Origin of the sequence: Paraniabella hibiscisoli (genome assembly GCF_022512515.1) — a bacterium.
Lineage (GTDB): Bacteria > Bacteroidota > Bacteroidia > Chitinophagales > Chitinophagaceae > Niabella > Niabella hibiscisoli.
In genome coordinates this window covers 1,877,369-1,891,161 of record NZ_JAKWBK010000001.1, presented here as the reverse complement: position 1 = coordinate 1,891,161, position 13,793 = coordinate 1,877,369, and the positions used below count along the sequence as shown (strand labels likewise).

18 protein-coding genes and 1 pseudogene are annotated in these 13,793 nt (G+C 41.3%); 7 read left to right on the top strand and 12 right to left on the bottom strand.

Annotated features, from left to right (window positions below; all coding sequences use genetic code 11):
- Positions 1-2 precede the first annotated feature (2 nt).
- The 4 genes and pseudogenes from MKP07_RS11980 to rfbB form a co-directional block, all read right to left on the bottom strand.
- Complete coding sequence (locus MKP07_RS11980) at positions 3-1,325, bottom strand: UDP-glucose dehydrogenase family protein (protein ID WP_240847406.1); 1,323 nt, start codon at positions 1,323-1,325, stop codon at positions 3-5.
- A 263-nt stretch (positions 1,326-1,588) separates the two neighbouring features.
- Positions 1,589-1,900, bottom strand: a complete 312-nt coding sequence (locus MKP07_RS43735) for a sugar phosphate nucleotidyltransferase (RefSeq protein ID WP_449588935.1) — start codon at positions 1,898-1,900, stop codon at positions 1,589-1,591.
- Positions 1,901-1,980: 80 nt separating this feature from the next.
- A complete protein-coding gene (locus tag MKP07_RS43730) occupies positions 1,981-2,328 on the bottom strand; it encodes a sugar nucleotidyltransferase (protein ID WP_449588933.1) in 348 nt (115 codons plus the stop codon).
- Positions 2,329-2,576: 248 nt separating this feature from the next.
- Positions 2,577-3,631 (bottom strand): annotated as a pseudogene (gene rfbB / locus MKP07_RS11970) (dTDP-glucose 4,6-dehydratase).
- 324 nt (positions 3,632-3,955) lie between these two features.
- On the opposite strand from rfbB, the gene MKP07_RS11965 reads away from it, so the two are divergent.
- Both MKP07_RS11965 and MKP07_RS11960 read left to right on the top strand, forming a co-directional pair.
- A complete protein-coding gene (locus MKP07_RS11965) occupies positions 3,956-4,402 on the top strand; it encodes a hypothetical protein (protein WP_240847405.1) in 447 nt (148 codons plus the stop codon).
- Between the two features lie 211 nt (positions 4,403-4,613).
- Positions 4,614-4,868, top strand: a complete 255-nt coding sequence (locus MKP07_RS11960) for a hypothetical protein (RefSeq protein WP_240847404.1) — start codon at positions 4,614-4,616, stop codon at positions 4,866-4,868.
- A gap of 161 nt (positions 4,869-5,029) precedes the next feature.
- Here MKP07_RS11960 and MKP07_RS11955 read toward each other — a convergent pair whose 3' ends face one another.
- On the bottom strand, positions 5,030-5,524 hold the full coding sequence (locus tag MKP07_RS11955; RefSeq protein WP_240847403.1) for a hypothetical protein: 495 nt from the start codon (positions 5,522-5,524) through the stop codon (positions 5,030-5,032).
- Positions 5,525-5,861: 337 nt separating this feature from the next.
- Between MKP07_RS11955 and MKP07_RS11950 the strand changes: the two genes are divergently transcribed.
- The 5 genes from MKP07_RS11950 (at position 5,862) to MKP07_RS42410 (ending at position 8,403) form a co-directional block, all read left to right on the top strand.
- On the top strand, positions 5,862-6,236 hold the full coding sequence (locus MKP07_RS11950; protein ID WP_317236003.1) for a penicillin-binding transpeptidase domain-containing protein: 375 nt from the start codon (positions 5,862-5,864) through the stop codon (positions 6,234-6,236).
- A gap of 61 nt (positions 6,237-6,297) precedes the next feature.
- Entirely contained in the window at positions 6,298-6,558 is a 261-nt protein-coding gene (locus tag MKP07_RS11945) for a penicillin-binding transpeptidase domain-containing protein (RefSeq protein WP_240847402.1), read from the top strand.
- 162 nt (positions 6,559-6,720) lie between these two features.
- Positions 6,721-7,641 (top strand): VWA domain-containing protein, encoded by a 921-nt coding sequence (locus tag MKP07_RS11940; protein ID WP_240847401.1) that lies wholly within the window; start codon positions 6,721-6,723, stop codon positions 7,639-7,641.
- 31 nt (positions 7,642-7,672) lie between these two features.
- Positions 7,673-7,900, top strand: a complete 228-nt coding sequence (locus tag MKP07_RS11935) for a tetratricopeptide repeat protein (protein WP_240847400.1) — start codon at positions 7,673-7,675, stop codon at positions 7,898-7,900.
- A gap of 14 nt (positions 7,901-7,914) precedes the next feature.
- Positions 7,915-8,403 (top strand): tetratricopeptide repeat protein, encoded by a 489-nt coding sequence (locus MKP07_RS42410; protein WP_394803648.1) that lies wholly within the window; start codon positions 7,915-7,917, stop codon positions 8,401-8,403.
- On the opposite strand, the gene MKP07_RS11930 is transcribed toward MKP07_RS42410, so the two are convergent.
- The 7 genes from MKP07_RS11930 to MKP07_RS11900 all read right to left on the bottom strand — a co-directional run bounded on the left by MKP07_RS11930 (position 8,320) and on the right by MKP07_RS11900 (position 13,783).
- On the bottom strand, positions 8,320-8,724 hold the full coding sequence (locus tag MKP07_RS11930) for a nuclear transport factor 2 family protein (RefSeq protein ID WP_240847399.1): 405 nt from the start codon (positions 8,722-8,724) through the stop codon (positions 8,320-8,322). The genes MKP07_RS42410 and MKP07_RS11930 overlap by 84 nt on opposite strands.
- Positions 8,725-8,784: 60 nt before the next feature.
- A complete protein-coding gene (locus tag MKP07_RS11925; RefSeq protein ID WP_240850790.1) occupies positions 8,785-9,255 on the bottom strand; it encodes a phosphatidylserine decarboxylase in 471 nt (156 codons plus the stop codon).
- Complete coding sequence (locus MKP07_RS11920) at positions 9,234-9,440, bottom strand: hypothetical protein (RefSeq protein ID WP_240847398.1); 207 nt, start codon at positions 9,438-9,440, stop codon at positions 9,234-9,236. Before MKP07_RS11920 ends, MKP07_RS11925 begins: the two co-directional genes overlap by 22 nt.
- 120 nt (positions 9,441-9,560) lie before the next feature.
- On the bottom strand, positions 9,561-10,394 hold the full coding sequence (locus tag MKP07_RS11915; protein WP_240847397.1) for an energy transducer TonB: 834 nt from the start codon (positions 10,392-10,394) through the stop codon (positions 9,561-9,563).
- Positions 10,395-10,517: 123 nt separating this feature from the next.
- The gene (locus MKP07_RS11910; RefSeq protein WP_240847396.1) at positions 10,518-11,102 is read right to left on the bottom strand and encodes an ExbD/TolR family protein; all 585 of its coding nucleotides are present in this window, start codon (positions 11,100-11,102) and stop codon (positions 10,518-10,520) included.
- 138 nt (positions 11,103-11,240) lie between these two features.
- Positions 11,241-13,175 carry a M1 family metallopeptidase gene (locus tag MKP07_RS11905; protein ID WP_240847395.1) on the bottom strand — a complete coding sequence of 645 codons (1,935 nt, stop codon included), beginning with the start codon at positions 13,173-13,175 and terminating at the stop codon, positions 11,241-11,243.
- Between the two features lie 41 nt (positions 13,176-13,216).
- The gene (locus MKP07_RS11900) at positions 13,217-13,783 is read right to left on the bottom strand and encodes a DUF6702 family protein (RefSeq protein WP_240847394.1); all 567 of its coding nucleotides are present in this window, start codon (positions 13,781-13,783) and stop codon (positions 13,217-13,219) included.
- Positions 13,784-13,793 lie beyond the last annotated feature (10 nt).

Below are 13,793 nucleotides of genomic sequence, written 5' to 3'. Positions count from 1 at the left end.
TTTTAGATTTTACCGTTGACAATTTTACGTCCGATGCTATTATAATAAAAGCCTAACTCTTCCATTTTTTCCAGGCTGTACACGTTTCTTCCATCGAAAACCACTTTGGATTTCAGATTCTTTACCATGCGCTCGAAATCAGGATTTCTAAACTCGCTCCATTCCGTAACGATCAATAAAGCATCTGCTTCCTTTAAACCCGTGTATTGGTCTCTTGCATATTTGATTTTGTTGCCCAATAACGCTTTTACATTGGACATAGCTTCCGGATCAAAAACCGTTACTTCCGCACCGGCATTTAAAAGCTCGTTGATCAGTTCTAAAGCAGGCGCATCCCTGATGTCATCCGTTTCGGGTTTAAAGGCCAATCCCCACATAGCAAACTTCTTACCTTTCAGGCTATTCTTATAAAACCTTTTTATTTTTCCGAACAGTACTTTTTTCTGGCTTTTGTTCACCTTCATAACAGTGTCCAGCAATTTGAAATCGTACTTATTCTGTTTTGAAGTGTGGTGTAAGGCCAGTACATCTTTAGGGAAGCAACTTCCGCCATAACCTATACCGGAGAAAAGAAACCGTTTGCCGATACGGCTATCGCTACCAATACCAATACGCACCAGGTCAACATTAGCTCCTGTCAACTCACAAAGATTGGCCACTTCATTCATATAGGAAATACGCATAGCGAGATAGGAATTAGCTACATATTTTGTCATTTCCGAGCTACGCTCATCCATAAAATAAATAGGATTACCCTGGCGTACAAATGGCTGGTACAATTCGTTCATTACATCGCGGGCGCGATCAGATGAAGTACCAATTACCACCCTGTCTGGTTTTAAGAAGTCATCAACAGCAATACCCTCACGTAAAAACTCCGGGTTAGATACCACGTCGAACAAATCAGTTGAAAGGTTCTTTGCCAAAACCGCTGCTACTTTTTCTGCAGTACCCACAGGAACAGTGCTTTTATTAACGATTACTTTATATTCCTTAATGATTTTAGAAAGATCTTCCGCCACATTTAAGATGTACTTCAGATCAGCTGAGCCATCTTCGCCCGGAGGTGTGGGTAATGCCAGAAAGATGATGTCGGACTTATCTACTGCTGCTTTCAAATCTGTAGTAAAAAGGATTCGTTTTTCTTTTATGTTCCGTTGAAGCAGAACGTCTAATCCTGGTTCATAAATAGGACATTTACCCTTTTTTAACTGGTCGATTTTTGCTTTATTTACATCAACACAGTTTACAAGGTTTCCGGTTTCAGCAAAACAGGTTCCGGTTACTAAACCTACATAACCCGTTCCAACTACAGCTATTTTCATATTTGTTTTTTAATGAGATGACTGCCGTACTATTAAATACCGGCAACTTAGAAGGCTTTTATTAATTTGGTTTGTACTAGTCGCAAATGTATTCTATAAAAAATAAAGTTTGAGTACGGTTGTATAATTAATTTACACGAATCAGCTTTATTAGAGCCTTTTCAGATAGGCTCCATAACCACTTTTAATCAGCTCATCACCCAATACATTTAGCTGTTCTTTATTTATGAATCCGTTGCGCCAGGCGATTTCTTCAATACAGCCTATTTTCTGCCCTTGCCTTTTTCAATAACGCGTACAAATTCTGAAGCATCTGTAAGAGAGTCAAAGGTCCCCGTATCCAGCCATGCAGTTCCTCTGTCCAAAACTGCCACATGCAGCTTTTCATCTTTCAGATATATTTTATTAACATCTGTGATTTCGTACTCCCCTCTTGCTGACGGTTCTAATTGCCTGGCAATATCCACTACCGAATTATCATAAAAATACAATCCGGGCACTGCGTAATTTGACTTGGGCTCTTTGGGCTTTTCCTCTATAGAAATAGCTTTCATTTCGTTGTCAAATTCTACCACTCCATATCTTTCAGGGTCACTTACCTGGTAGGCAAAAACATAGCCGCCGTCTACATCTGTTAACTTTTTCAGCTGTGTACCTAAACCTGATCCGTAAAAATATTATCTCCTAAAACAAGAGCTACTTTATCGTTGCCAATAAATTCTGCCCCTATAACAAATGCCTGAGCCAGCCCGTTGGGCACTTCCTGCACTGCATACTCGAACCGGCAGCCAATACGCGACCCGTCTCCCAACAATCTCTGGAAGCTGGCATTATCTTCCGGTGTTGTTATAATTAAGACCTCGCTTATACCAGCCATCATTAATACAGATAGCGGGTAGTAAATCATGGGCTTATCATAAATCGGCATCAGCTGTTTACTGATCGCCCTGGTAATAGGGTATAAACGCGTACCGGATCCACCGGCCAGAATGATTCCTTTCATTATATAGATGTTAGATATTAGATTTAAAGAAGTTAGAAAAATTACTGAGCCGTTTCAAGCATTTGTTGCAAGCCTCGATTCATTTTTTGAATTTCATCCAATTGGGAAATTCAACAATAGCCTTGTATACATCCACGCAAACATCAATAGATTTTTACCAGATTTTCAATTCTTTGAAATTATGCATCAAATCAGATTTTTACAATTAACCAATAAAACATCTAATGTCTAATATCCAGCGTCTATTATCATTCTGCATACTGTTTATCATAATATTTCTGGTAATCGCCACTGGTTACATTTTCCAACCACTCTTTGTTACTTAAAAACCAGTCGATGGTTTTAGACAAGCCTTCTTCGAAAGTAACCGAAGGCGACCAATCTAATTCTTTATTGATCTTGGTGGCGTCGATCGCATATCTTAAATCGTGGCCGGGGCGGTCTTTCACAAAGGTGATCAGCTGTTCGCTGGCACCTGCATCGCGACCTAGTTTTTCGTCCATTTGCTTACACAGCAATTTTACCAGGTCAATATTCTTCCACTCGTTGAATCCGCCCACATTGTATTTGTCTCCATTTTTGCCTTCGTGAAAAACAAGGTCGATCGCCCTGGCGTGATCCAGCACATAGAGCCAATCGCGGGTATACTTCCCATCACCATAAACCGGTAATGGTTTATTATTAATGATATTGTGGATCATTAAGGGGATCAATTTCTCAGGAAAATGATTAGGCCCGTAATTATTAGAACAATTGGTTAAAACAACAGGCAAACCATAAGTATCGGCATAGGCATATACAAAATGATCGGAAGAAGCCTTTGATGCTGAGTAGGGAGAATGAGGATCGTACGAAGTTTCCTCGGTAAAGAATCCCGTATCGCCCAAAGCCCCGTAGACCTCATCAGTTGATACATGATGAAACCTTTTGCCCTCATAATTACCCTTCCAGAGCTCCTTGGCTACGTTCAACAGGTTCACCGTACCAATAACGTTCGTATATACAAAATCCAATGGCGAGGTTATTGACCGGTCCACATGGCTTCAGCGGCCAGGTGAATAACGCCATCCGGGTTATGCTTTTGAAAAACGGCTTTTATAGCTTCAGCATCAACGATATTGGCTTTCTCAAAAATATAGTTGGGCTGATCTTCAATATCTTTTAAATTCTCCAGATTGCCCGCATAAGTAAGGGCATCCAGGTTCACTATTGTATAATCAGGGTATTTATTTACAAATAACCTCACCACATGTGAGCCGATAAAACCGGCTCCACCTGTAATAACGATGGTCTTTTTAGCCATAGATTCTAATAATTTTTTGTATAAACTGAACAGTTTGCAAATATAACTGTATGGCAGTTTACGATGAAATTCATATTTCACTTTCTCTGCCATGCTGTTTTCTGGTATTTGCTATCACTAAATAGTATATTTATAGCTATTATCATTCAAAAATGAAGACACGCTACCGATCGTTAGATATTTTTAGAGGGGCTACTGTTTGCCTCATGATACTGGTAAATAACCCGGCAGTTGGTCGCACATTTTTGCTCCGCTAAAGCATGCTCCTGGCATGGCCTTACTCCTACCGACCTTGTTTTCCCCTTTTTTTTTTTGCGGTTGGTAATGCTATGGTTTTGTACTCCCCGGCTAAAGGAGCAGGGAGAGGGTGTATTTTGGAGAAAAGTGATCAAACGCTCTGTTCTCATTTTTATTATCGGCCTTTTTTTAAACTGGTATCCGTTTATAAGGTGGCATGAAGGCAGTTTGGAATTCATTGGCTGGGTAAACCAACACAACAGTGAAAAAGGGGTGCGCATTTTTGGTGTTTTGCAGCGCATTGCCGTTTGTTATTTTTTTGCCTCTGTTATTGCTTTTTACCTGAAACCTAAAGCCGCCTGGTTTTTCTCGATGGCTCTTTTATTAGCCTACTGGGCTATCTGCCTGCTGGGCAACCCCACAGATCCTTATAGTCTTGAGGGATGGATTGGTACAGACCTGGATAAAATCATCCTGCATATCCCTCATATGTATAAAGAGAGGGCGTTGCTTTTGATCCGGAAGGATTGCTGAGCACCATACCAGCCATCGTTGAGGTGGTTTTCGGTTTTTTTGTAGGCTCTTATATTAAAAATACGGCAAGCTCAACCGAGCCTTTGGCGATTTATAAAATGCTTACCGGTTTGTTTGTTGCAGGGGTGGCACTGCTATTGACAGGGTTTTGCTGGGACATGGTGTTCCCTATTAACAAAAAATATGGACCAGTTCTTATACAATATACACTGTGGGGTTAGCTATTATTACGCTTAGTACCATGATCTATTTGATTGAAGTTAAAAACTACAAAGGCTTTCCTACCCGCTTCTTTGAGGTATTTGGCAAAAATGCGCTCTTTATATTTTCCCTCAGTGCTTTTTTACCTAAAACAGCGGGACTTTTCACCTCCGATAAAGGTGTTAACTTCTGGAACTTCCTTTACAAAAAATTTACAGTCATATTCCGGGAGATCCGAAGTTCGGTTCCCTGGCCTATGCGTTAACCGTTATCATTTTTATGTGGGCCATTTGCTGGTGGCTGGATAAGAAGAGAATCTATATTAAGGTTTAAAGAAGCAGCTAAAAAACCGTTAGAAAGTGATAACCAGGTTTTGAAATTCCATTTCCTTTAGCACCTGCCAGCTGCTAAAACCTTCCATTCGCTTTAATAACAGCATTTTGTTGGCCACAAAAGTGGCTGAAAAACTTTTTTCTCATATTCTTTCCAGCTTTTCACAAACTGATAGGGTTGCAAACCCTTGGCGATGGTTATTCTGGGCAGGCGATTAATCCTTCCTCCTTCAGGCAAACTTTCTGTTGCTTCTAATTTATTTACAAGCATTTGAGCAGGCAGGTCATTTTCAAGTGGTATATAAATTTCACTCTTTTCCGACTGCTCAAAATTGCTAAGGTGTAATTTGAAAGGCATAAAGCCCAATGCAATCCGGTTAAGTTGATCGACGATGTCCTGCTCCTTTAGTTCACGAGCCGAAAACTCAGCTAAATAAATAAATGCCTGCCCGCCCGGGATGATTATTCCCTTATAATCCTGATCGAACTCCGTTTTTATTGCAGCAATTTTCCTTTTCACCGCCATCGGGGGATCTAAAATCAAACGGTAATCGTTAAGCGGGTTATATGTAGTTATCGTCTCCTGCATAATTATTTATATATAGTAATATAACAATACTTATGCCATCTGCCAATTAAAAAAAGATTAAAATAGTAACCCGAACCAACGCTAAACTTATTTTTGCAGCATTTATGACCCGTTAGAACAATAATAATATAATGTATAGCAGATTTAATATGGAGCCCGTACCCCCACATGATTCATTAAAGCGTGTAAACCAGCCGTTTAAACAAAAGAACCACTTTCCTATTTTCCTATTTCTGGTTCTGGCCGGCCTACTCACGTCCTGTACTCAAAACAATGTGAAAGAAGATGATACGCCAAAAAATATTTAGATGCTCACCAGCTTACCGGTTGTTTTGCACTGTATAATAATGGCACCGGTCTATTTACGGTCTATAATCTTAAACGCTACCGCGACAGTACTTACCTGCCTGCATCTACCTTCAAAATTATCAATTCTCTTATCGGATTGCAAACCGGTAAGATCTCCAGCGATAGCATGGTAATTCCCTGGGACGGTGTTACCCGTAATATACCAGACTGGAACAAAGATCTTAATATGTATGAGGCTTTTCGCGTTTCTTCTGTACCCTATTACCAGGAAGTTGCCCGCCGCATAGGAAGAGACACGATGCAGTTTTGGCTGGATTCTTTAAAATACGGAGCAGGCAAGGATAAAAACTCTATAAAATCTCCAAAATTGACAGTTTCTGGCTGGACAATACAGTTAGAATAACTCCTGATCAGAATTTAGGTATAGTAAAACAACTGTATTTTGACGACCTGCCTTTTTCAAAGTGTACCAGCAAAAGGTAAAGCATGCCATGTTGTTTGAAGACAATTCTAATTACAGACTGGGCTATAAAACTGGTTGGGGTTTTACCGATAAAGGTCACTCCCTGGGTTGGGTTGTAGGATGGATTGAGGAAAATAAGCATCCTTATTTCTTTGTATTGAATGTTGAATCTCCCGACCCCAATTACAATATGAAAGAGGTAAGGCTAAAAATTCTTAAGGATATTTTAAAGGAATATGGCTTTTTTGAAGGAGCGATGTAAGCAGCCGTTTCATAATTTTGTCAAAACCTGTGTTATTGGCAGGAAAGTTGGATCATTGGGATAAACTCAGCATCTATTGGGCTTTCAATTTCAATACAACATTTTCATTTGGCTTTTTGCAGCGCTGTTGATTTTTGCACTTCTTTTTTTAGGTGTAAAAAAATGGAAAAAGCGTGTTGTAAAAATATAGGTAGTCCATCCCTGGTAAAAGCACTAATACACCGGTATAGCCCCAAACGTTTTACCTTAAAATTTATATTGGTTTGCCTTGCATTTGCCATGGGCGTACTGGCGGTGATGAACCTGCGCAAGCCTGGCGGTAGTGATGGTATCGTGCGCAAAGGCATTGATGTGGTCTTTGCCCTGGATGTAAGCCGCAGTATGCTGGCGGAAGATATTGAACCCAACAGACTTGAACGCGCCAAACAATTCATCAGTAAAATGATGGATGCCCTGCCTGGCAGCCGCGTTGGCCTGGTTCTTTTTGCAGGAAAAGCCTATGTGCAGATGCCGCTTAGCGCAGATCATGGAGCTGCGCAGATGTTTATAAGCGAAGCTTCTCCCGATGCAGTACCAATGAAAGGCACTGTTATCAGCGATGCGTTGCAGGAAAGTATGAAGGCTTTTGGGGACAGAGATGCTAAATACCGGGCTGTTGTTTTAATTTCTGATGGAGAAGATCACGATGAGGAAGCCATCGATTTGTCGAAAGAACTATCCAAACGCGGACTAATGGTGAATACCGTAGGTATTGGGTCTCCTACCGGCAGCTTTATTCCGGATGACTCTACCCGGGGACATAAAATTGATGACGAAACAGGCGTTGAGATTATTTCTAAACTTAATGAACAGGAATTAAAGCAGATTGCGGCTAACACCAATGGTGTTTATGTACACCTGGAAAATAGTGATGCGGCTGTTAAACAGGTTGCGGCCAATCTTTCACAAATAGACAAAAAAGTAACCGGCGACACGAGCCTCATGAGCTTTTCTTATTATTTCTGGGTGTTTGTTGCTGTTATGATTTTGTTGCTGATCGGGGAGCAGTTATTACCAGAAGGAAAAAAGCCAGCAACAAGGTGATCAGCTGGCTAGTGCATTAATAAAAGTAGAGATGCGAAGAATTACCGCCTTATCCATATTATTTTTTGTTGCTGTATTGCCTGGTAAAGCGCAAAGCCAGCAAAGCTTTATTAAAGAGGGAAATGAGTTCTTTAAAAAAGGACAACTTGACGAGGCTGTATCCCGCTACGATAAGGTAACAGAAGCGCCGTATAAGTATACCGCGCTTTTAAATAAAGGCACCGCTTTGTACAAACAAAAAAATTTGAAGATGCGTTGAAAGCGTATAACGAGGTGAGCGCAGCACCCAACGCAACTAGTATATTGAGATCAGGTGCCCATTACAATGTGGGTGTAGTGTACAGTAATCAAAATAAAATAGAAGAAAGTGTAGAGGCTTATAAACGAGCGTTGCGGCTAAATAGCCAGGACAAGGATGCCAGAGAAAATTTGCAAAAAGCTTTATCCGAACTGAAGAAAAGTGGTGGTGGTGGAGGTGGCGAAGATAAACCACAGCAAGCGCCATCTAAACTTAACAAGAGCCAGGCACAGCAACAATTAGACAGGCTGGAGCAAAAGAGAAAAATACGCAGCGTAAAGTATCCAACAAAAAACACAATTTGGCGGCAGCGTTGGAAAAGACTGGTAACAAAAAAAGAGTGTCCGAAAACACTCTTTTTACTTTATATCAAATTAATATTATTGTACGGGAGGTTTAACTGCCTGCCTGGACAGCAGCACCCATTTCGTTCCCTGCTTTTGCCACACGGTCATTACTTTTAATGTAACGTGCCCCGGCTTGTTATTATCATTGGTATCTGCATCAAACAAATGTCTTACTATCGCTGTAGTTCCTGCAACATCGATCGTTTGATCGGTGATATTGATCTTCACAAAATCTGAGGCCCCGGTTTTAAAAGTCTGCAAAAACTGGTCTTTGGTTTCTATTTTACCGCTGGAGTGGCCATAAGTTAATTTAGGTACCGTCAAGCTGCTAAGAGACTTCAGGTCGCTATCTTCCAGTGCTTTAACAAACTGGGCTACTGTTTTCTGCACCTGTTCTTCATAGCTGCGCTGCGCCTGTGCTGTGATACAAAAAGCCAATGCGGCTAATAAAAAATATGCTTCATTTTGTTTCTTTTAATGGTTTAGTTCAAGTAAAATTTACCACCGGGCTACCTCTGTAATGCCACCTACAGCAATATCGCCGATTTTCACCTTAATATCAGCATCCAGTGGCAGTAAAAGATCTACACGGGAACCAAATTTAATAAATCCCATCTCTCCGGCCTGCGCTACTTTATCACCTACCGATAAATAGTTTACAATACGTTTAGCTAAGGCACCCGCAATTTGCTTGGTTAATACTTCCTTTCCATTGGCTGCTTTAAATACATTGCTATGCCGCTCATTTTCGGTAGATGACTTTGGATGCCATGCCACCAGGTATTTACCCTTGTGGTATTGGTTGTATACCACTTCGCCACTTACCGGGTTACGGTTTACGTGCACGTTTAAAGGGCTCATAAATATAGAAACCTGTATTCTTCGGTCTTTAAAATACTCGTCAGCGTCCACTTCTTCTATAACAACTACCTTACCATCACAGGGCGCTAAAACGGTATCTGCACCCAGGGTATAATTCCTGTTGGGTATCCTGAAAAAGACACGACCAGTGTCAGCAATACCAAAGTAATCAACAGCAATAAATAGAAAATAGCCGGATAAGCGAATAAATATTTGTAACTAATGAAGTTGATCAACAGAAATAAAATAACGGCGATGGCAATTGAGCCTTTTCCCTCACGATGAAGCGTCATGTACGATTTGTTTTTTGTGCTGCGAAATTACAGCTTATTGCCTAAACAGATGGCTGCGAATGCACAAATAAAACTATTTGCACACCGCAGCCATTAAGAAAGAAGAGAAGAAAAGACTTTTTATTGTTCTAACACCTGGAAGGTAATAGGTTGTTTGCGATAGGCTTTTACCAGCTCGCTATTTTGCCTTGCAGGATTCCATTTACCCGATTTTTTAATCACCCGCATCGCCTCCTGCTCCATACCATGGCCAAAGTTGGTAAGTGGCTTAATATCGCTCACATTACCGCTGGCATCTACAATAAACTGAATAATTACGGTATAAGTACCCGGTGCGGCCCCATTATCCACCGGCACTTCACCTACAAGGTTCCGTTCTAAAAACTTCCTCCAGTCACCCACGTAAGAGGCATCGATCTCCACTCTATAGAAAATCTTGTTCGCATCAAAATCATCTTTTACCTTTTCTACTAAAAGCCCTTTTCCAACAGCATCCGACGGTGGAGCTACAACAAGTCCCACATCTTTAACTCCATCCTGCGATATACTGCTGATCTTTGTATCGGCCAACGCGTCCTGGGTGGGCGGCGGCTCTACAATTTCCTTGTCGGTAATAACAGGGGTGGTAAAAGCGATCGTCTGTATTTTCGGTATTTCTACCTTAGGTGCCGGAGGTGGTGGTGGCGGTTCGGGAATATCTTCTTCAATAGGCTTAATGTCTGCTATTGTAAGTTCATCACTTATTTTTACCAGATCGGCATCTACTGTTTTCGCAAAGGTACTTTTCAGCCAGGCACCCCCTCCTATAGCAATACAAATTCCTGCTGTTATTAAAAGTGCTTTTGTCATGCGCTGTTGATAATTTCTGCGAAGCTCATAGGCTCCGTAATTTTTGTTTCTTCCATCGAAAACGATGTCGAGCATATCTGCCCGTAGAATAGCTGCTGTTTCCATAATTGTTTATTTAAAATTGTGATTTGAAATTGTATTCCAATTGCACCACGCCTACGCTCGGTAAAATGCATACCATTCCCATTACCCAACCGGGTTTAGTTTTTTGCTGACGAATTGCAATGTTTACTTTATGGTCTGAAGTAGCGCCAGGTCTTTAGCGTCAGGCTCGGTTAAAACATAGCGGGCAATTTTGTTGATCGTCATTTCGTCCAGCATTGCCACAATCGCTTGGTAGCTGGCATCAGTAGTAGGTTTGATCAGAACAGTCAGATCTTTTTGCCGGCAGTTATCAAGGGTAGTTTGGTTAGCAACGGCCTTTTCTTCGCAAGCCTTATCCGGCTTATAGTTTTTGATTACTTCCTGTTTTTTTCGAATTAGCTCTTTGCGGATATCCGAAAGAGAGCTTTTCTTTATCTTAACGTCATTGTTAGCTGGCTGGCCTTCGTAATAATAAATACCAGCATCCTTATCCAAAAGTATAGTGAATGCACCCGATTCGGCAATCGGTGTTTCCGGACCATCTTCAGGCATATACAGGTCCATTGTTTTGGGATCATTCATGGACGAGGTAAATATAAAAAAGGTAATAAGCAAAAATCCCAGGTCCACCATGGGCGTCATGTCTATCCGCAGCGATGCTCTTTTTTGTTTCCTGGCAAAGCCACGCTGTACGCGGCTTTGGCTTTGGTTTGTTTCTATGTTGTCCATAGTTGTGCTTTTTTAATGAGATACCGATAGCAAATTTTTCCATAAAATATTTTGGCATCGGTCTCATTTATCCTGGCAATAAAAAAACCCCACAGGTTTGACTCTGTGAGGTTATAAAAAATTAGCGATTGAGACAGCCTATTTCTTCATCCAGCTATTATTAACCCGGTTCCAATCAGGTAGCTGGTTATCCGGATCTATCTTTACTTCTTTCAGCTCACTCGTAGTGGGCACTACAAAAGTGTAGGCGTTTCCACGCTGCCAGATCTCAACCGGCAACTTTACAGTTTGCTGCTTACCGTTTGTTTCTGTAACCAATATTTTCACAGGCATAGGCATCTGTTCCAGGTTTTCGATAGTAATGGCTGCACCATTAGCCGGCAGGTTATCCCTGTATGTTACTCCCTTTACGGACTGGTCTATCTTCCAGGTATTTAATACCCAGCCTCTCCAAAACCAGGACAGGTCTTCTCCTGCAACATTTTCAATGGTATGAAAGAAATCCCAGGGTGAAGGGTGTTTGAAGGCCCACCGGTTAATATATTCCTTAAAAGCCTTATCAAACCGTTCTGCACCTAATACATTGTCCCGCAAAGCATGTAGCATTTGCGAAGGTTTATAATAAGCGGTTACGCCCAGGCTTCTCTGCTGAACTGCATCAGGTATGGTGTACAAACCGTCAACATTTTCGCCAAACGAGCTTCTTCCCTCATCGCCTGTTGACTGCTTGCTAAATTCTCCATTATTAAATGCGTTTGTAGAAAAGCTATTGATAAAAGTATTAAAGCCCTCATCCATCCAGGCATATTTTCTTTCATTGCTTCCTACAATCATGGGGAACCAGCTATGGCCGAATTCATGATCTGTTACTCCCCAGAGACCGGCGCCTTTTGCCCTGTATCCGCAAAACACAATGCCCGGATATTCCATACCTCCAACAATACCCGCCACATTTGTTGCTGCAGGATAAGGGAACTCAAACCATTTGTTAGAATAATGCTCAATAGAGGCTTTGGTAAATTCTGTACTGCGCTGCCATCCGTTGTTGCCAATTGACTCTACCGGGTAAGCGCTTAATGCCACGCATTTTTTACCGCTGGGTAAATTTATTTTAGCTCCATCAAAAACAAAAGCTTTGGAAGCCGCCCATGCGGCATCTCTTGTATTCTGTATTTTAAATCTCCAGGTATTTGTTTTCCTGGCAGTCTTAATGCCCGCATTTACCTCTTCAGCACTACGGATCGTTACCGTTTTTTCGCTGGTTTTGGCATTAGCATAACGGGTGGCTTCGGCCGGAGAAAGGCATTCGGCAGGATTTAATAATTCTCCCGAACCCACGATGATCATATCAGCTGGAGCGGTTACCGCAAAATCGATATCTCCATACTCCAGGTAAAACTCACCCTGTCCTACATAGGGCAATACGTTCCAGCCTTGCAGGTCATCATACACACACATGCGGGGGAACCATTGGGCGATCTCATACACCCAACCATTCTTTGATTGCAGGCGCCCCATGCGATCGGTTCCATATACAGGCACTTCAAAAGACCAGTCTATGATCAACTTAACCTTACCTGCATTTTTTAATGACTCCTGTAGCCATACCTGCATGCGGGTATCTGTAATCGTAAACTGTGGTGTATATTTTTTCCCGTTTACTTCTATCGCTACCGATTTGATCACCTGCCCTTCGGTAAAGCCGGTATTGGCCCAGCGCCCACCTGAAGCGGTAGTAGTAGCTGAACCACGAGAATCTTTGCGGTAAATATTCTGATCCAGCTGCAACCAAAGAAATTTCAGGTTGTCAGGACTATTATTGGTATACACCAGCTCCTGCGATCCCGTCACCTTATGGTTAGCCGTATCAATAGAGCAATTGATTTTATAATCTGCCCGGTTTTGCCAGTATTTAACGCCTGGCTCGCCAGAGGCGCTACGGTACTCATTTCCCGGATAAGGATAAAACTGCGGATTAAATGCCTCCTTAGCATTATATACAGAAGTTGTTTGAGAAAAAGCCGGGACTGCCAGCAAAGTCAACAAAAAAGAATAAAGAAATTTAGGTCTCATGTAAAAATTTTAAACGTTGAATTTAATGCAATTTTTGCGCGTCAATCGTTAACAGAAGTAAAATGTGATAAACGGTAACCTGTAAAGGTGGCGTGGCAACTGATCGCTTCTTTAAAAGATAAAGAAACTTTAGTTTCCGGATGCACCAGCTTGTTGCTTTTACGGTTTCCTTTATAAATAAAATGCACAATATTCACCTGGTCGTCAAAAAGATCGTACAATACATTATTCTCTACCGTAATGCTTTTACTATTAAACGCAGGTGCTTCGGCAGTAGTGTATACGTACACCGCTTCGTGATCAATTTCCCAGTCATACAGTTTTATGGGAAGTATCTTATCATTAGTCTTTAAAGCCAGGTGCGTAGTAATATACTTATTCACCCACACGGTCATCTGCACTTTAAGTTTCGGATTGGAGAGGTCAATCTTCTGCTTATATAATTTAGCCAATACATTTTCGAAATCATCTGTAAAAATTTTAGTGCTGATCTCCACACGTTTACTTTTTACGTCATACTCCATTTCCGTAGCACTTACATGATAGGGATGTACATTTGCATTCAGCAAAAACAAGCCTAACAGCCATTTATTGAGTAATAATACCATCGACATATTT